At 61.7% G+C, this 18,332-nt stretch carries 15 protein-coding genes and 1 pseudogene; 15 read left to right on the forward strand and 1 reads right to left on the reverse strand.

Annotation, left to right across the window (positions count from 1 at the left end; genetic code table 11):
- Positions 1-116 precede the first annotated feature (116 nt).
- Positions 117-425: a DUF2388 domain-containing protein gene (locus QZR30_RS12695; RefSeq protein WP_442967539.1), complete on the forward strand. Its 309-nt coding sequence runs from the start codon at positions 117-119 to the stop codon at positions 423-425.
- Positions 426-567: 142 nt separating this feature from the next.
- Here the strand turns inward: QZR30_RS12695 and QZR30_RS12700 are convergent, their stop codons facing one another.
- Entirely contained in the window at positions 568-1,446 is an 879-nt protein-coding gene (locus QZR30_RS12700) for a LysR family transcriptional regulator (protein ID WP_043049434.1), read from the reverse strand.
- Between the two features lie 131 nt (positions 1,447-1,577).
- Here QZR30_RS12700 and QZR30_RS12705 point away from each other — a divergent pair, with 131 nt between their 5' ends.
- The 14 genes and pseudogenes from QZR30_RS12705 to gspG all read left to right on the forward strand — a co-directional run bounded on the left by QZR30_RS12705 (position 1,578) and on the right by gspG (position 18,326).
- On the forward strand, positions 1,578-2,444 hold the full coding sequence (locus QZR30_RS12705; protein ID WP_311903366.1) for an alpha/beta hydrolase: 867 nt from the start codon (positions 1,578-1,580) through the stop codon (positions 2,442-2,444).
- 126 nt (positions 2,445-2,570) lie between these two features.
- Positions 2,571-4,139, forward strand: coding sequence for an ABC transporter substrate-binding protein (locus tag QZR30_RS12710; protein ID WP_311903367.1), 1,569 nt, complete (start codon positions 2,571-2,573; stop codon positions 4,137-4,139).
- Positions 4,140-4,150: 11 nt separating this feature from the next.
- Positions 4,151-5,092, forward strand: a complete 942-nt coding sequence (locus QZR30_RS12715; RefSeq protein ID WP_046068847.1) for an ABC transporter permease — start codon at positions 4,151-4,153, stop codon at positions 5,090-5,092.
- On the forward strand, positions 5,089-5,958 hold the full coding sequence (locus QZR30_RS12720; protein ID WP_311903368.1) for an ABC transporter permease: 870 nt from the start codon (positions 5,089-5,091) through the stop codon (positions 5,956-5,958). Before QZR30_RS12715 ends, QZR30_RS12720 begins: the two co-directional genes overlap by 4 nt.
- A gap of 2 nt (positions 5,959-5,960) precedes the next feature.
- Positions 5,961-7,592 carry an ABC transporter ATP-binding protein gene (locus QZR30_RS12725; protein ID WP_311903369.1) on the forward strand — a complete coding sequence of 544 codons (1,632 nt, stop codon included), beginning with the start codon at positions 5,961-5,963 and terminating at the stop codon, positions 7,590-7,592.
- Positions 7,593-7,721: 129 nt separating this feature from the next.
- Positions 7,722-9,002: an OprD family porin gene (locus tag QZR30_RS12730; protein WP_068967466.1), complete on the forward strand. Its 1,281-nt coding sequence runs from the start codon at positions 7,722-7,724 to the stop codon at positions 9,000-9,002.
- A 66-nt stretch (positions 9,003-9,068) separates the two neighbouring features.
- Positions 9,069-10,586, forward strand: coding sequence for a serine hydrolase domain-containing protein (locus QZR30_RS12735; protein WP_274354958.1), 1,518 nt, complete (start codon positions 9,069-9,071; stop codon positions 10,584-10,586).
- A complete protein-coding gene (locus QZR30_RS12740; protein ID WP_311903370.1) occupies positions 10,583-11,908 on the forward strand; it encodes an aminotransferase class III-fold pyridoxal phosphate-dependent enzyme in 1,326 nt (441 codons plus the stop codon). The genes QZR30_RS12735 and QZR30_RS12740 overlap by 4 nt, the downstream gene beginning before the upstream one ends.
- 14 nt (positions 11,909-11,922) lie before the next feature.
- On the forward strand, positions 11,923-13,341 hold the full coding sequence (locus tag QZR30_RS12745) for an aldehyde dehydrogenase family protein (protein ID WP_311903371.1): 1,419 nt from the start codon (positions 11,923-11,925) through the stop codon (positions 13,339-13,341).
- A 112-nt stretch (positions 13,342-13,453) separates the two neighbouring features.
- Positions 13,454-13,808: pseudogene (locus tag QZR30_RS12750) on the forward strand (MFS transporter); the annotation flags it as partial.
- A gap of 86 nt (positions 13,809-13,894) precedes the next feature.
- The gene (aqpZ, locus tag QZR30_RS12755) at positions 13,895-14,587 is read left to right on the forward strand and encodes an aquaporin Z (protein ID WP_046068840.1); all 693 of its coding nucleotides are present in this window, start codon (positions 13,895-13,897) and stop codon (positions 14,585-14,587) included.
- Positions 14,588-15,004: 417 nt separating this feature from the next.
- Positions 15,005-16,702 carry a type II secretion system ATPase GspE gene (gene gspE / locus QZR30_RS12760; RefSeq protein WP_311903372.1) on the forward strand — a complete coding sequence of 566 codons (1,698 nt, stop codon included), beginning with the start codon at positions 15,005-15,007 and terminating at the stop codon, positions 16,700-16,702.
- A complete protein-coding gene (gene gspF, locus QZR30_RS12765) occupies positions 16,699-17,895 on the forward strand; it encodes a type II secretion system inner membrane protein GspF (protein WP_311903373.1) in 1,197 nt (398 codons plus the stop codon). The genes gspE and gspF overlap by 4 nt, the downstream gene beginning before the upstream one ends.
- Positions 17,896-17,915: 20 nt before the next feature.
- Entirely contained in the window at positions 17,916-18,326 is a 411-nt protein-coding gene (gene gspG / locus QZR30_RS12770; protein WP_311903374.1) for a type II secretion system major pseudopilin GspG, read from the forward strand.
- Positions 18,327-18,332 lie beyond the last annotated feature (6 nt).

Raw genomic sequence — 18,332 nt, forward strand, 5'->3', positions numbered from 1 at the left:
TCAGGCCTAGGCAGGAGGCATACAAGACTATTGCGTAACCTTTGGTGCGAGTGCGGATTGAAGTTGAAAGCCGATCACGTCGGGTCCATCAGCGACCGGGCGTTCGTCCTGGCGCCTTGGCAGCCATCATCACGGTGTCGATCAGTGCTGACGTAATGGCGTGGTATGTCGAAAATCCAGTAGAGCGGGCGCTGACCGTCACGACGCTGTTTCCGACCATGATCCTCGGTGGAACAACGGCATTTACAATGTATGGTCCCTCGTTGATGAAAAAAGCCAAGAACGATGCGCTCGCATTCATTGGCTCTGATGGTGAGGTCCGCGGCGCGCAGTTTGAGCAGGCTTCTCGCTACTATCGCTCGACCTACAACTCGCCGCTAATGTCTGACATGCAGTTGGCGCGAGCGATCGTCGTGGCGTACTGAGTACAACCTTTCACGTCCTCTTCACATTCATGTGTTTATGGTTACTCCAGCTCCTGGTGAAAACCTCTTAGCCCGTGCCCCATCGCGGGCTTTTCTTTGTCTGCGATTTCAGGGGCTGGGTACTACAGGCAAAAGGGGATGATTACGTTGCCACAGCCGACATCAGCAGCTTGCGAATTTCCCCGGTAATTGCACTTTTGGTGCCTTGCTCCAAGATCCCCACTCGGCGCACCGCCAGGTCTCCCGGCAATGGCAGTACACGCAGGCTTGGGTCTTTGTGCCAGTCGAAATTTTTCAGCAGCGGCACAATAGCAACTCCGACTTGCTGGCGTACCAGGTCTGCGATGCCGATGATCGAGTTCAGCTCAAGGATTTCCAGCGGTTCGACCGATTCACTCTTGATGATCGACTGCACCTTGCGGCCCACGGCGGTGGAACGGTCATAGCGAATGAACGGCTGGGTCCTGAGCAGTTCCACAGCGTCATTGATGCCTGCGGTTTGCGCAGTATTGGCGAGCATGACGATGGGCTCGTTGTAGAGTAGGGTCCAGCTCAATCCATCGAAGTTCTGCCGCGCGGTCTCGATCAGCAATGCCGCGTCGAGCTTGGCAGCGTGTACCAGGTTGACCACTTCGTCGGAGCGGGCGGTCATCAGGTTGACCGATATGCGCGGGTGCAGCTTTTTCAGTTGCACCAGGCAATTGGCGAGCAGGCCCATGCCGGAGGTAATGCCGCCGATGGACACTTCACCTTCCATGGCCATGCCATCGGGCGCCTCTGCAATCATTTGCTCGTAGTCCGCCAACAGGCGCTTGGCCTTGGGCAGCAACAACACGCCATCGCGGCTCAGCTTGATCTGCCGCTGACTACGGTCGAACAGCGGTCGGCGCATCTCTTCTTCGAGGGCGCGCATTTGCTGGCCGACGGCGGCGTTGGTGAGGGCCACACGGTCGGCGGCGGCGGCAAAACTGCCGTACTCGGCGACGGCGATAAACGTCTTGAAGAAACGAATGTTGCTCATGGGTAGGCCCGCGCTCATGGGTACGCCGGCATAGTAAAGCTTTTGTTTACTCTGGTTAAAGTTAAATTAGTTTTTCTTTTTATAGTGCTCGACCAATACTCAAGTCCGAACTGACTCGGCGAACTTTCCAAATGAGCAATCCAGATATCAGCCCTGAAAGCGCAGCATTACGTGCGGAAAAAAACGTGTATCACCTCGGCGCCACCACCGTGTACTCCCACTATGAGGACAGCCGGTTTGCCTACACCCTTTACGTGCCTGAAAGCATCGAGGACCGCACCCGGCCGGTAGACCTGGTGGTTTCGCTGCACGGCTCGACCCGCGCAATGGAGATTTATCGCAATGGTTTCGCGGAATTTGGCCGCTGGAACGATTGTGTGATCCTGTCGCCGCTGTTCCCGGTCGGCGTGTTGGGCGACGGCAATGGTGATGGCTACAAGCAGATGGTCGAAGGCGATATCCGTTACGACCAAGTGTTGCTCGACATGATCGCCAGCGTTGGCAAGCGCTACGGTCGCAGCTTCGATACCTTTGCACTGTTCGGCTATTCCGGTGGTGGGCAATTCACCCATCGCTTCTGCTACCTGCATCCCGAAAAACTCTGGGCGGCGTCCATCGGCGCACCGGGTTCGGTGACCCTGCTCGATGCCAATCAGGACTGGTGGGTCGGCGTGCGGGACTTTGCCACACGCTTTGGCAAACCGTTGAACCTGCCAGCTTTGCGGCGATTGCCCGTGCATATGGTGGTAGGGGATTCAGACCTCGAAACCTGGGAAATTACCCACCGTGAAGGCGGCAAGCACTACATGGCCGGTGCCAACGCTGCCGGGCGTACGCGACCGGAACGTCTGGCTACCTTGAAGGCCAGCTTCGAGGCCGCTGGTGTGCAGGTGCACTTTGACCTGCTGCCCAACGTCGCGCACCAGGGCATCAAGGCCATGCCGGCGGCCCAGGATTTTTTCGCCAAGGTGTTGCGCCACAAGCGCAGCCTGGGCTGATTCACCGCTGCACGCTGCACTCAGAACAGACCGTATAACAATAACCAAGGATTCACTCATTCTGATGCCGGTCCTGCCTTGGCCCACGCCAACGGCCGGAACATTCCTTCAAGGAGTCTTTCTCCCGTGAACAATTACGTAAAGACGGCACTGGCCGTCGCGCTATCGGCGTGCACGTTTTCCATGGCCGTCGCCCAAGACAAGGTCATCAGCGTTGGCCTCAACGGTGATATCCGCAGTACCGACCCGGGCGTCAACCGTGATGACAATACCGATGCGGTAATGATGCATATCGTCGAAGGCCTTGTGGCGTACCGCGAAGACACCAGCGTCGCGCCGATGCTCGCCAGTGCGGTCGCCGTGTCGCCGGATGGCCTGCGCTACACCTTTACCCTGCGCGACGGCGTGCACTTCCAGAATGGCCAGTTGCTGACCGCCAAGGACGTGCAATGGACTTGGCAGCGTTACCTCGACCCCAAGACCCAGTGGCGTTGCCTGGCGGAGTTCGATGGGCGCGGTGCGGCCAAGATCGTCGATGTCGCCGCCCCCGACGCAAACACCGTGGTGTTCACCCTGGACCAGGCCAACGGCTTGTTCCTCGCCGCCATGGCTCGCCCGGATTGTGCCGGCAGCGGCATCCTGCACCCGGACTCCCTGGCTGCCGATGGCAGTTGGCGCGCACCGATTGGCACCGGGCCGTTCACCCTGGGCAAATGGCAGAAGGGCCAGTACGTCGAGCTGGAGCGTTTCAAGGACTACAGCTCACGGGCCGAGGCCACGGCGGACGGCTACACCGGCAACAAGCAGGCGTTTGTCGACAAGGTGCGGTTTGAAGTGATCCCCGATTCCGCCTCGGCCAAGGCCGCGTTGCTGTCGGGTGGCGTGGACCTGCTGCCGGATGTCACGGCGATGGACGCTGCGCAACTCAAGCAGGTGAAGAATCTGCAGGTCCAGGTCAGCCCGATCATGACCATCAGCGGCCTGCTTTTCCAGACCCGCGACCCGTTGCTCAAGGATGTGCGCATCCGCCGTGCGGTGGCGTTATCCCTGGATTACTCGCAGATGGTCGCGGCGTTGTCCGACGGCTTGTCGATGGTCAACAACTCAATCATTCCCACTGCAAGTCCGTACTACGACAGCACCGCGCACCAGGGTTATACCTACAACCTCGACGAGGCCCGGCGCCTGTTGAAGGAGGCCGGCTACCGCGGTGAAAAAATCCGCATGCTGGTCAACAAACGCTACCCGCAGATGTTCGACATGGGTTTGCTCAGCCAGGCCATGACCCAGGCGGCAGGGCTGAACATCGAGATGGAAACCCTGGAGTGGGGCACACAGTTGGAGCGTTACCAGACCGGTAGCTACCAGATGATGTCGTTCTCCTATTCGGGACGTTTCGATGCGGCGCAAAGCTACGAATCGGTGATCGGCGACAAGGACAAGGAACCGCGCAAAGTCTGGGACAACCCCGAGGCCCTGGCGATCCTGCGTGAGGCCCAGCGCGAAGTGGATCCCGCCAAGCGCCGGCCCCTGTTCGACCAACTGCACACGCTGATGCTCAAGGATGTACCGATGGTGGTCATCTACAACGGCACTGCCATCGGCGCCATGGGTAAGCGTGTCGAGGGTTATCGTTCCTGGCCTGTTGCCAAGCCGCGCCTGTGGGGCGTGAAGCTGGCCGACACTTCCAAGTAAGGCGTAGCGCTATGTTTCGATTCATCTCACACAGGCTCGGCATGGCGGTGCCGACCCTGTTGCTGATCTCGGTGATTGTGTTTGCCTTGATCCGCCTGATTCCCGGCGACCCGGCCTTGCTGATGCTCGGCGACATGGCCGACCCGCAAAGCCTGGCCGATATGCGCAGCAGCCTGGGGCTGGACCACTCGGTGGTGACCCAGTACCTGATCTGGATAAAGTCGGTGCTCAGTGGCGACCTCGGGGTGTCCATCAGCAGCCGCCAGCCGGTTTTGGATTTGCTGGTGGAACGCTTCAGCGTCAGCGCCACGGTGGTGCTGGTGGCGGTGCTGTTGGCAACCCTGCTGGCGGTGCCGGTGGGTCTGCTCGCGGCCTGGAAGCAAAACAGCGCGATGGACCTGGGCCTGGTGGTGACGGCGACGCTGTTGCTGTCGGTGCCGAGCTTCTGGTTGGGCTTGTTGCTGCTCTACGTGTTCGGTATCCAGCTGGGCTGGCTGCCGGTGATCGGCTACGTCGGCTTTGGCAGCGACCCGATGAAAGCGCTGACTTATGTGGTACTGCCAATCGTGACCCTGACCCTGGTTGAGTTCGGCGCCATCGCCCGAATGGCACGGGCCAGCACCATTGAAGTGTTGCGCCTGGAATATATCGCCCATGCCCGGGCCAAGGGCTTGTCGGAGGGCGCGGTGCTGTGGAAACACGCCCTGCGCAATGCCTTCGCACCGACCTGGACCCTGATCGGCCTGATCCTCGGCAACCTGCTCGGCGGCATTGCGGTGCTGGAAACCGTGTTCACCTTGCCCGGTATCGGCCGGCTGATGGTCGACGCGATCTTCTCCCGCGACTACCCGGTGTTGCAGGGCTGTCTGTTGCTGATCACCTGCATCTATGTGTTGGTCAACCTGTTGGTGGATCTGCTGTATCCGCTGTTCGATCCAAGGGTGAAGCTATGAACTTGAATACGCCTGCCTTGCCCGGCGTAGCGGCGATCCCGCCGCGTCGACGCCGACGCTACCCGCCGCTGAATGCGCTGATTGGCGGCGGCTTGCTCGCAGCCCTGGTGTTATTGGCCTTGCTCGGCGTGGTGTGGACGCCATACGACCCGCTCAAGCTCGACCTGCTCTCGCGCCTGCACGCACCGAATGCCGTGCACTGGCTGGGCACCGATGAATTTGGCCGGGATGTGTTCAGCCGCTTGATCATCGGTGCGCGCACCAGCCTGTGGATCAGCCTGCTGTCGGTGAGTGTGGCGGTGGTCTGCGGCACGCTGATCGGCATGCTCGCCGGTTACCTGCGCGGCTGGACCGACCGCATCCTGATGATGCTCAACGATGCGCTGCTCGCGTTCCCCGGCATCCTCATGGCCCTGGGCATCATGGCGATTGTCGGGGCCAGCCAGTACGGCATCGTGCTCGCCCTGGGCATTGCCTACACGCCTTCGGTGGTGCGGGTGGTGCGCGGCAGTGTGCTGTCATTGCGTGAGCTGGAGTTTATCGAGGCCTCGCGGGTGATCGGCAACTCCGAGCTGTACACCATGTTCCGCCACATCACGCCCAACTGTCTCGCGCCGCTGTGTGTGCTGGCCACCAGCATGTTCGGCTGGGCGTTGCTCTCGGAGAGCGCGCTGAGCTTCCTCGGCCTTGGCGTGCCACCACCGGCCGCGACCTGGGGCAGCATGCTCTCGGCGAGCCGCACCTATATCTCGAACGCGCCGTGGCTGGGGATCTTCCCGGGCATCTTTATCAGCCTGACGTTGCTTGCTATCAATCTGTTCGGCGATGCCTTGCGTGATCGTCTCGACCCGCGCATGAGGAAATGAGCATGAGCGTACCCGCGCCTTTGTTGGCCGTTGAAAATCTACAGATTCGCGTCGGCGTGGACGGTCCGCTGGCCGTCGATGACTTCAGCTTCACCATGGCCCCCGGCGAGATCGTCGCACTGGTGGGCGAGTCGGGCAGCGGCAAGACCATGGCCGCGCGCGCTGCCATTGGCTTGCTGCCAGCACCGATGCAGGTGTGCGGTGGGCGCATCATCTTTCAGGGCCAGGCCCTGGACAGCAGCAATGCCAAGGCCATGCGTGAAGTGCGTGGCGCACGGATCGGCATGGTGTTCCAGGAGCCGATGGTCTCGCTCAACCCCGCGCTGACCATCGGCCGGCAGATGAGCGAGGCACTCAAACTGCATACCACGCTGGATGCGGCGACGATCCATGAGCGCTGCATCGCCATGCTGCAACGCATCGGCATCAAGGACGCCGAAAAGTGCCTGGCGTCCTACCCGCACCAATTCTCCGGTGGCATGCGCCAACGCATCATGCTGGCCTCGGTGATGCTGCTGCGCCCGGCGCTGCTGATTGCCGACGAACCCACCACGGCCCTGGATTGCCTGGCGCAACTGGATGTGATCGAGTTGATGCTGGAACTGACTCGCGAGCAGGGCACCGCGATTCTGTTTATCAGCCACGACCTGTCCCTGGTGGCGCGTTATGCCCACAAAGTGGTGGTGATGCGCTCGGGCAAGGCAGTAGAGCAGGGCCGTATCGAAGACATCCTCTTTGCGCCCAAGGCCGAATACACCCGGCAATTGCTCGAAGCGCTGCCCCGGCGCGGGGAGCTGGTGCCAGTGCCGGCGGCCGACAGCGCGTTGTTGCAGGTCCGGGATGTGTGTATCGAACACCCGGGGCCGCGCAGCTTCTGGGGGCGCAGCGTGCCCAAGCGCGTGGTGCACTCGGTGAGCCTGAGTATCGCGCCGGGCGAGACCCTGGCCCTGGTTGGTGGCAGCGGTTCGGGCAAGACCACCCTCGGGCGTGCGGTCGTCGGCTTGGTCAACCCCTGTGCCGGGGCGATCCTGTTCCAAGGCGTGGATATCCTCAAAGCCGCCAACCGGGTACATCGCCTGCAATGCCAGATGATCTTCCAGGACCCGTATTCGTCCCTCGACCCGCGCATGACTGTCGGCCAGATCCTCGCCGAACCGCTGCGCCATGAACCCGCCCTGACGGCCGCGCAAAAGCGCCAGCGGGTCACCGACACCCTGGTCGACGTGGGCCTGCCCGAACAGTATCGCGAGCGTTTTGCCCATCAACTCTCCGGTGGTCAGCGCCAGCGCGTGGCGATTGGCCGGGCGTTGGTGCGCCGGCCCAAGCTGGTAATTGCCGATGAGCCGATTTCGGCACTGGACATGACCATCCAGAAGCAGATCCTCGAACTGTTCGAGCGCTTGCAACGCCAATACGGCTTTGCCTGCCTGTTCATTTCCCACGATCTCTCAGCGGTGGAACGCATCGCCCACCGTGTGGCGGTGATGAACCAGGGCGAGGTGGTCGAAATGGGCGCGCGTGACGCGATTTTCGACGCCCCACAACACCCTTACACCCGTCGGCTACTCGCCGCGGCCAGCCCCTTGGAGAAACGTGCGGACGGCAGCTATCGCCTCCGTGCCAGTGTGATTTAGGTACTGCTGCACCCCAGGCCACGGCATTAAACCCAGCCCTTCGCAAATCGACGATTTGCGAAGCGGGCGAAGCCATGGCCGAAGAAAACAAAAACAACCCCACTCAACCTGTCTGCCAGGAACCTACACATGAATAACCGCATCAACAAAGTTGTCGCTAGTGCCAGCGTCATGAGCGCCGGTTTCATGCCCTTGTTTGCCCAGGCCGACTTCGTCGCCGACAGCAAAGCGGCGCTGGAGTTGAAGAACTACTACTTCAACCGCGACTACCGCGAGTCCAGCGGGCAGAACAAACGTGCCGAATGGGCGCAGGGTTTTATCCTCAAACTCGAGTCGGGCTTTACCGGCGGTACCGTGGGTTTTGGCCTGGACGCGGTGGGTATGTTGGGCATCAAGCTCGATTCGAGCCCGGACAACTCCGGCACCGGGCTGCTGGCACGCTCCAGCATGGCCGAGCCAGGCTCCCCCAGCTACGCCCGCCGCGCCCATGACAACTACTCAAAACTGGGCCTCACCGGCAAAGCGCGCCTGGCCAAAAGCGAGTTGCGCGTGGGTTACATGGTGCCTGACCTGCCGACGCTGCAGCCGAACCTGAGCCGCCTGTTCCCGCAGAGTTTCAGCGGTACCGCAGTGACCTCCAAGGACATCGACAAGCTGACCCTGACCGCTGGCCAACTGGACCAGGTCAAGCAGCGCGACTCAACCCACTACGAGGATATGGGGCTTACCAGCCAGTACGGCGCCTACAAAAGCAGCGCCAAGAGCGATGAGTTCCGCTACGCCGGCGGCGAGTACGCACTCACGCCGACGACCTTTGTGACCTACCAGTTCGCGCAACTGGAAAGCCTGTACCAACAGCATTACCTGGGCTTGAAAAACAGCTTTAAGTTGGGCCCGGGCACGTTCAAGACCGATATCCGCTATTTCAGCGCCAGTGAAGACGCTGCAGGCCTGGCCGGCAAGGTGGATAACCGGGCGTTGAGTACGCGCATCGGCTATGGCCTCTACGGCCACAACCTCAGCGGCGGTTACCAGGAACAGTACGGCTCGACGCCGTTCACCTATGTGGACGGCACCAACACCTACCTGTTCACCGAGTATCAACTGGCCAACTTCTCCCAAACCGGCGAGCGCGTGTGGCATGCCCGCTATGACTATGACTTCGCCTCGCTGGGCATTCCGGGCCTGCTGTTCTCGACGCGTTATGCCAAGGGCGACAACGCCAAGGTCATCGGCTTCAACGGCGAAGGACGCGAGTGGGAGAGGGACTTGAGCCTCGGCTATGTGGTGCAGAGCGGCACGTTCAAGGATGTCTCGCTGCGTTGGCAGAACGCCAGCGCGACGAGCAACTTCGCCCGTGACACCAACGAAAACAGAGTGATCCTGGGCTACACCGTGGCGCTCTGGTAGCGGTAATGGCGTGCAGCAGGAACAGCCTGTTGCACGCCCAAGCAGTGGAAAGAGGGGATAGATCAGATGACGAGTTTGCTGTTGCGGCGGGCACTGCCCAGTCAACAACGCGTATCGGCGCGTGGCGTAAGTGATTTCATCGAAGCGGTGAACGCTGCGGACCTGGAGTTGCACAGCTTCATGCTGTACCGCGATGGCGCGGTGGTAGCCGAAGCGTTTTGGGCGCCTTATTGCGCCGAACGCCTGCATGTCCAGCATTCGGCGACAAAAAGCTGGGTGTCCATGGCCGTCGGGCTGTTGGTGGATGACGGCGTGCTGTCGCTGGACGCCAAGGTGGTGGATTTTTTTGCCGCCGATTGCCCGGCATCCATCAGCGCCAACCTGGCGGCCATGACCGTGCGGGATTTGCTGACCATGCGCACCGGCCATCGCCAGGGCATTTCTGGTGGCGCCTGGCGCGGGCGCAGTGACAGTTGGGTGCGGTTATTCCTCAATGAGCCGGTCGAAGACCCGCCAGGGCACCGGTTTATCTATAGCAGTGCGTCGAGCTTCATGCTCTCGGCGATTGTCAGCGTAGTCAGTGGCCAGACGGCGTTCGAGCTGTGCAACGCACGTATCTTCCAACCCATGGGCATGGGCCCCATCGAGTGGGACCTGGCTCCTGGCGGTTTCAACACCGGTGGCAATGGCCTCAGTTGCCGCACCGAAGACTTGCTCAAATTCGGCGTGTTGCACTTGCAACACGGCAATTGGCAGGGGCAGCAATTGCTGTCCCGAGAATGGGTGGCCGAAGCGACCCGTGGGCACGTCGATGATGTATGGATGGGCGCCTTCGATGGCAAGCGCTACCTGAGTCGCGACGAGTCGAGCGGCGCGGCTGTCACGCGCCGCGAAGGCTACGGCTACCAGTGGTGGATGACCCTGCACGGTGGGTATTACGCCTCCGGCGTGTTTGGCCAGCAGTGCATTGTGCTACCGCGCCATAACGCGGTGATTGCGTTTACCGCGGGACTCGCCCTGGGCGAGCGGCGCTTGCACAGCCTGCTCTGGGAGCATCTTTTGCCGGCGCTGGACGTACCCAGTGAAGGCTCGGCGGATGCCGCGCTGGCGGCGCTGCTGGTCCATCAACAACGGCCAGTCATGTCTGGCGCCGCGAGCTCGCCGCGCCAGGCTGAATTCAGCACTACGTTTGCCATGCAGGCCAACGAAGACCAGGTCAGCGAAGTGCGCCTGGAGTTCGGGCCTGAGTATTGTGACTTTTACCTCACCGACCCCCGTGGCACCCATTGCATCCGTGCCGGGTTGAGCGCCGGCATCGAAACCCAGACCAGCATGACCGGCCACTATCTGCATCACCAATACCAGCCGGAACTCACCCCCGTGGTGGCGCAGGCGCGCTGGACCGAAGACCGGGTGTTGAGCATGACCTGGCAGTTTGTCGAGACGGCGTTTTGTGATCGGGTCACCTGCCGTATCGAACACGGCACCTTGTACGTGGACCGCAGCGTCAACGTAAACGCAGGCCCGTTGCAGCGCCCGACGCTGGCCGGCCATCCAATCATCGCTTTGCAGGAGTCGCCATGAACGATTTTTCCAACCCTTCTGTTTCCGCGCGCGGCGCGTTCTGGGCGCCATTTACCCCGATGCGCCAGTTCCAGCAACAACCGATGATGTTCGCCAGCGCCGACGGTATGCACTACACCACCACCGATGGGCGCCGCGTACTCGACGCAATGGCGGGGCTGTGGTGCGTGAACGCCGGGCATGGCCAGCCGAAAATAGTTGAAGCCATTCGCGAAGCGGCGGGGCGCCTGGACTTTGTCTCGTCGTTCAAGATGAGCCATCCCCAGGCCCTGGAAATGGCCGAGCGCCTGATCGACATCAGCCCCGCCGGTATGGAGCAGGTGTTCTTCACCAACTCCGGATCTGAAGCGGTGGATACTGCGTTGAAGATCGCGCGGGCGTATCACCAGGCGCGTGGTGATTGCCGTCGGACCAAATTTATCGGGCGTGCCAAAGGCTACCATGGCATGGGCTTCGGTGGGCTGTCGGTATCCGGTATCGGTCGCCAGAAACGTGACTTTGGCCCGCTGCTGGGGGAGGTCTCGCACCTGCCATTGCCCTATGACGCGAGCATGCGTTTCAGCGTTGGGCAGCCGCAGCAGGGCGCCAGTTACGCTGATGCGCTGACACAACTGCTGGATATCCAGGACCCGAGCACTGTGGCCGCGGTAATTGTCGAGCCGGTGACCGGCTCCGGCGGGGTTTATGCGCCGCCCCAAGGCTATTTGCAACGCTTGCGCGAGATTTGCACACGGCACGGCGTGCTGTTGATTTTCGACGAGGTAATCACCGGTTTTGGCCGCGTCGGCGCGCCCTTTGCCGCGCAAGCCTTCGGCGTGCTGCCGGACCTGATCACCACCGCCAAGGGCCTGACCAACGGCGCCGTGCCCATGGGCGGCGTGCTGGTCAGTGGCGCGGTGTATGAAGCGTTCATGGCCGGGCCGCAGAATGTCATCGAACTGATGCACGGCTACACCTATTCCGCGCATCCACTGGCGTGTGCGGCTGGGTTGGCGACCCTGGAGGTGCATCGTGAATTGGGCATCAACCAGCACGTCAACGCGGTGAGTGGGCTGTGGCAGTCGACCGCACTCGCGCTGCAAGGCATCGGCGCGGTGCTGGACGTACGCGCGATCGGTTTGCTCTGCGCGGTGGAGCTCGAGCCGCGCCCAGGTTTCCCCGGCGCGCGTGGCAGCGAGGTTGCGCAGTGGTGCTTCGACAACGGCGTGCTGGTGCGCGGCTCGGGTGACACCATTGTGATTTCGCCGCCGCTGGTCATCAGCCCGCAGGAGATCGCCCAGGTGTTTGAAACCCTGGCGAATGCCCTGAAACACGTCGCCTGAAGGGAGTCCAAGGTATGTCGGATCTGTTTGAGTTCTACATTGACGGTGCCTGGGTCAAGCCTCACGGCACGGCCATTGAGCCGGTGGTAAATCCGTCCACCGAGCAGGTGGTTGCGCGCATCACCCTTGGCGACAGCCACGATGTGGACCGCGCAGTCGGCGCGGCCAGGCAAGCGTTTGCCGGGTTCGCAGCAAGTACGCTTGAGGCGCGTGTCGACCTGCTGCAACGCATTATCCAGGCCTACAAACTCCACAGCGAAGCGCTGGTCGAAGCGGTTCACCTGGAAATGGGCGCGCCGCTGTCTTTGGCCCGCAGTGCACATGTGCCGGCAGGCCTGGGCCATCTGGTGCAGGCGCTGGAAGTGCTACGCGATTACCGCTTCGAACGCCGCATGGGCCAGACGCTAGTGGCGCGTGAGCCTATCGGCGTGTGCGCCCTGATTACCCCTTGGAACTGGCCACTCAATCAACTCACCTGCAAGCTCGCACCCGCCCTGGCGGTGGGCTGCACCGTCGTACTCAAGCCAAGTGAGTGTGCGCCGTTGTCGGCGCATATCGTCGCGCAAATCCTGCATGAGGCCGGGGTGCCGAAGGGGGTGTTCAACCTGGTCAACGGTAATGGGCCGGTGGTTGGCGCTGCGCTGGCCAGCCATGCCGAGGTGGATATGGTGTCGTTTACCGGCTCGACCCGCGCCGGCATCGCAGTGGCCAAGGCGGCGGCCGATACAGTCAAGCGTGTGTCCCAGGAGCTGGGCGGCAAATCCGCGAATATTCTGCTCGACGACGCCTATCTGCCTAGCGCGGTGCGTCACGGGTTACAGGCGTGCATCCGTAACAGCGGCCAGTCGTGCAATGCGCCGACGCGCTTGCTAGTACCGCGCGCGCAGCAACAGGCTGTGATTGATATCATCCGGGAAGTGCTGGCGCAGGTATGTTTCGACGACAGTCAGCCGACCTGCGCCATCGGCCCTGTGGCGAACGCCCTGCAATTTGAACGGGTTCAGGCCATGATCGTTCAGGCCATCGCCGAGGGTTCGCGATTGATCGCCGGAGGACTGGGACGACCACGGGGGATTGAGCGCGGGTACTACGTGCAACCTACGGTATTTGCCGACGTCACCCCGGACATGCTCGTGGCGCGGGAAGAAATCTTCGGCCCGGTCCTGGCGATCATACCGTACGACAGCGAAGCCGAGGCGATAGCCATCGCGAACGACAGCCCTTATGGCTTGTCAGGCTACGTCACCTCGGCCAGTCTTGAACGCAGCCGTAGGGTTGCGCGGCAATTGCGCACCGGCATGGTCCATCTCAACGGCGCCCGGGCCGACCAGGCAGCGCCGTTTGGAGGCTACAAGCAGTCGGGTAATGGGCGGGAGTGGGGCGAGTTGGGGTTTGAAGAATACCTGGAGAACAAGTCATTGTTTGGGTATTAACGGTTTCAGAGGTACGCGACGGTGCGGCAAATAGATTAACCGCCCCTTTGCTCGCTAGTTGGCGCTAACACGCGAACAAAGCCGACCGCTTCGGTTGGTCGTTAAAGATCCTCGGACCGGCGTATTTCGCTACCATCACTGGGCGGTCGGTTTGATCTTCAGCGCCTTCTTCGCCGACAACCTGGTGTTGTCCGTACTCTTCCTGAGCGTCGCCGCCTCCGGGATTCTCAGCCTGATGCCGATTTTCTGGACCCTGCCGGGGACCTTGTTGTCGGGCGTAGCGGCTGCAGCCGGTATCGGCATGATCAACGCCATCGGCAACCTGTCGGGGCAACATCAACAATGGCACCTATGTGTTGGCCCTGTGTCTGTTCGTCAGTGGCGGGCTGATCCTGGCCATTCCCGTGTCCATGCTCGGCAGGGCGCCGAAAGCGGCAACCACCTCAGTGGCGCTGGAAACCGCATAGACATGCGCCAAGGAAATTTCCCACATCCAACCCCGATACCCGGTTGTTAGGCTCCAACTCTTTGACCTACTTCAAGGAGTTTCCTGATGACAAAACGTCTCGCCGCCGAGTTCTTCGGCACATTCTGGTTGGTGCTGGGTGGTTGCGGCAGTGCCGTGTTGGCTGCCGCATTTCCTGAGTTGGGCATTGGTTTTGTAGGCGTGGCATTGGCATTTGGCTTGACGGTATTAACCATGGCCTACGCCGTCGGCCATATTTGCGGCGGGCATTTCAATCCGGCGGTCACCTTGGGTTTGCTCGCCGCTGGGCGTATTGATGGCAAGGATGTGGTGCCCTATATCCTCACTCAGGTTCTGGGCGCGATTGCTGCGGCCGGGGTGTTGTACCTGATTGCCAGCGGCAAGGCCGGGTTTGATGTAACGGCGGGGTTTGCCACCAATGGTTATGGCGAGCATTCACCCGGGGGCTTCTCGTTGCTGTCGGTAGCGGTCACCGAGTGTGTGCTCACGGCGTTTTTCCTGCTGATCATCCTGGGCGTCACCGATAAACAGGCGCCGGCGGGTTTTGCGCCGCTGGCCATCGGGTTTGCCCTGGTCTTGATTCACCTGATCAGTATTCCTGTAAGCAACACGTCGGTTAACCCGGCGCGCAGTACGGGTGTGGCGCTGTTCCAGGGCGATTGGGCGATGGCCCAGTTGTGGGTGTTCTGGGTGATGCCTTTGCTTGGCGCAGTGGCTGGTGGCCTCGTGCACCGTTTTGTCTTGGCGACAAAACAATAGTCGCTAACTCCAACATCCTGGTGGGCTGCCAGGCCGCCATCGGGAGCAAGTCGAATCGTCGCACCGCCCCTCCCACAGGGGCCTGCGATGCACCTGAAGTTGTGTAGATACCCATCCGCTGATGGGCCAAGCCAGCAGGCCCGACACGATCTTCTTGCATTGCCGGTTAATTGAACGGGAAAGTGCCTGAATTAATAAAAAGTATGGCTAATTGCAACTAGTGGCTATTGGCTTCTTACGCTCTATATCAGTGCATTTGGCAATGTTTTGTATTTAATTCCCCCGTAATCCGGAACTAGCGCTATAACTTCCAGTCGATACCCCCGGCTAACTCCCGTATGGGCTGTGGCGAACTAATGGCATTGTTCGGTAGTTCCAAATAGCCATACTTTTCGCAATCTTAGATATTCCCAGATGATGTCGTCAGCCCTCATTGATGCTTGCAAGCTGCCTATCCCGCACACCGACCAGGTGTGCGCGTGGCTGATGCAGCATGCCGGGCTCAAATCCCTCGACCTGGAGCGCGCCCAGCGCTTATCCACTGACCCCCGCGACCTGCTGGGGTTATTGACGCGCCTGGGCTTGGTCTCCGAGGTCGAGCTGGCGCGTGCCTGGGCCGATCTGCTGGATGCGCCCTTGCTGCTGGCCGACGCCGCGCCGCCGCTGCTTGACCCGCTGCCGGTCTTGACCGAGCGTTTTATGCGGCACTACCAAGTGGTGCCCATGGGCTGGAGCGAAGGTGGCCTGCGCGTACTGGCCGCTAACCCGGCGCAGCTGTATCCGTTCCAGGCCCTGGCCTATGCCTGTCAGGTGCCGGTGTGGCTGGCCGTCGGCCCGCGCAATGAAGTCGACACACTGATCGAGCGCTATTACGGCCAGGGCCGTTCCGCCATGGGCACCCTGATCGAGAACCTCGACGAGCAGGACGGCGCCCTTGAAGATATCGAGCACCTCAAGGACATGGCGTCCGAAGCGCCGGTGATTCGCCTGGTCAACCTGATCTTGCAACGTGCGGTGGAACAGCGCGCTTCGGACATCCATATCGAGCCCTTCGAAAACCAGTTCAAGGTGCGCTATCGCATCGACGGCGTGCTGCACGAGGCCGAAGCGCCGCCCGCCAGTTCATCGGCGGCGGTGATCTCGCGGGTGAAAATCATGGCGCGCCTGGACATTGCCGAACGGCGCCTGCCCCAGGACGGGCGCATCATGCTGCGCATCCAGGGCAAGGAACTGGACCTGCGCGTGTCCACGGTGCCTACCAGTTTTGGCGAGTCGGTGGTGATGCGCCTGTTGGATCGGCAAACCGTGCAGTTCGACTTCCCCAGCCTGGGCTTTGACGGCCAGCGCCTGGCGGCCTTCCTCGACCTGCTCGAACGGCCCCACGGCATCCTGCTGGTGACCGGGCCCACCGGTTCTGGCAAAACCACCACGCTCTACACCGCCTTGTCGCGGCTCAACACCAGCGAACGCAAGATCATCACCGTGGAAGACCCGGTGGAATACCAACTCGAAGGGATCAACCAGATCCAGGTCAAGCCGGCCATCGGCCTGGACTTTGCCGGAGTGCTGCGCGCCATCGTGCGCCAAGACCCGGATGTGATCATGATCGGCGAAATCCGCGACCTGGAAACCTGCCGCATCGCCGTGCAGTCCTCCCTCACTGGGCATCTGGTCCTTTCAACCCTGCACACCAACAGCGCTGCTGCGAGCATCACGCGTTTGCTCGACATGGGCGTAGAGAGTTACCTGATTGCCTCCACCGTCAGCGGCATCCTCGCCCAGCGCCTGGTGCGGCGCCTGGACCCGGCCACGCGGGTAGCCTTCGAAGCGCCGCCGGCATTGATCCAGGAACATGGCCTGGATCGATTGACCGAGCAGCGCCCGATCCTGCTCTACCGCGGCGATTACCACGGTCGTAGCGCGCTCACCGAATTGCTGGTGATGAACGACGAATTGCGCAGCCTGCTGATGCGCCACGCCGACGCCGCCACCCTTGAGCAGGCGGCGCGCCGCGGCGGTTTGCGCACCTTGTATGAAGACGGTTTGCGCCAGGCACTCGCCGGCGTCACGTCCCTGGAAGAAGTACTGCGCGTGACCCGTGGAGAGGGCGTGTGAGCCTGTTCAAATTCCGCGCCCTGGACAGCCAGGGCGTTGCCCAGAGTGGTACGCTGCACGCCGCTGACCAGGCCGCCGCCGTCGCCGCCCTGCACAAACGTGGCTGGTTGCTGCTGCACATCGAAACGGCGGGCAGCCCCTTGTTGCATAAAACACGTGGAACATTGAAGGGCGCTGCGCTGGTGAGTTTCACCCAGCAGCTGGCCACGTTGCTCGGCGCCGGCCAGCCCCTTGAGCGCTCGCTGGGCCTGCTGCTCAAGCAACCCGGCCAACCCCAGGTGCGTGCGCTGATCGAGCGCATTCGCGAGCAGGTCAAGGCCGGCAAGCCGCTGTCGGTCGCGTTGGAGGAAGAGGGCGGTACGTTTTCCCCGTTGTACCTGAGCATGGTGCGCGCCGGTGAAGCCGGTGGAGCGCTGGAAGCGACCCTGCGCCAGCTCAGCGATTATCTGGAACGCAGCCAGTTACTGCGTGGCGAGGTGATCAACGCACTGATCTACCCGGCGTTCCTGGTGGTCGGCGTACTGGGTTCGCTGGCGCTGTTGCTGGCGTATGTGGTGCCGCAATTCGTGCCGATCTTCCAGGATCTGGGCGTGCCGATTCCGCTGATTACCCAGGTGATCCTGGGGCTTGGCGAGTTTCTGGGCGCTCATGGCCTGGTGTTGCTGGCCGGCTTGTTGATTAGTGCATGGACCCTGGCAGCACGCCTGCGCGACCCCGGTCGGCGCGAACGTTTTGACCGTCGTCTGTTGGGCGTGCGCGTGATCGGCCCGCTGCTGCAACGGGTACAAGCTGCCCGCCTGACACGCACCCTCGGCACCTTGCTCAGCAATGGTGTGGCGTTGCTGCCGGCGTTGGTCATCGCCCGGCAGGTCTGCAGCAACCGTGCACTGCAGGCGCAAGTGGCGCTGGCGGCGCAACGGGTCAAAGGCGGCGGCACCCTGGCCGATGCATTTGGCAGCCAGCCTCTGCTGCCGGAGTTGGCCCTGCAAATGATTGAGGTCGGCGAACAAGCCGGTGAACTGCCCAGCATGCTGCTCAAGGTCGCCGACATCTTTGACATCGAAGCCAAACGCGCAATCGAGCGTCTGCTCGCGGCGCTGGTACCGACCCTGACCGTGGTCATGGCCGTGCTGGTGGCGGTGATCATGCTCGCGATCATGCTGCCGCTGATGAGCCTTACCAGCCATATATGAACCTTCATGGAGTTGAATCAATGAAAACCAGCCATCGCCAACGCGGCTTCACCCTATTGGAAATGCTCGCGGTGATCGTGCTGCTGGGTATCGTCGCGACCATTGTGGTGCGCCAGGTCGGCGGCAATGTGGACAAGGGCAAATACGGCGCGGGCAAGGCGCAACTGGCCAGCTTGAGCATGAAGATCGACAGTTACGCCCTGGACGTGGGTGCGCCACCCAACAGCCTGCAACAGCTGCTGGACAAACCGGCCAATGCGTCCAGCTGGGCTGGCCCCTATGCCAAGCCTTCGGAATTGAAAGACCCGTTCGGCCATGGCTTCGGCTATCGCTTCCCCGGTGAGCACGGCGCCTTCGACCTGGTCTTCTACGGCCAGGACGGCCAGCCCGGCGGTGAGGGCTACAGTGCCGACCTGGGCAACTGGGAATAACCCGCC

Origin of the sequence: Pseudomonas sp. rhizo25 (genome assembly GCF_031931935.1) — a bacterium.
GTDB lineage: Bacteria > Pseudomonadota > Gammaproteobacteria > Pseudomonadales > Pseudomonadaceae > Aquipseudomonas > Aquipseudomonas synxantha.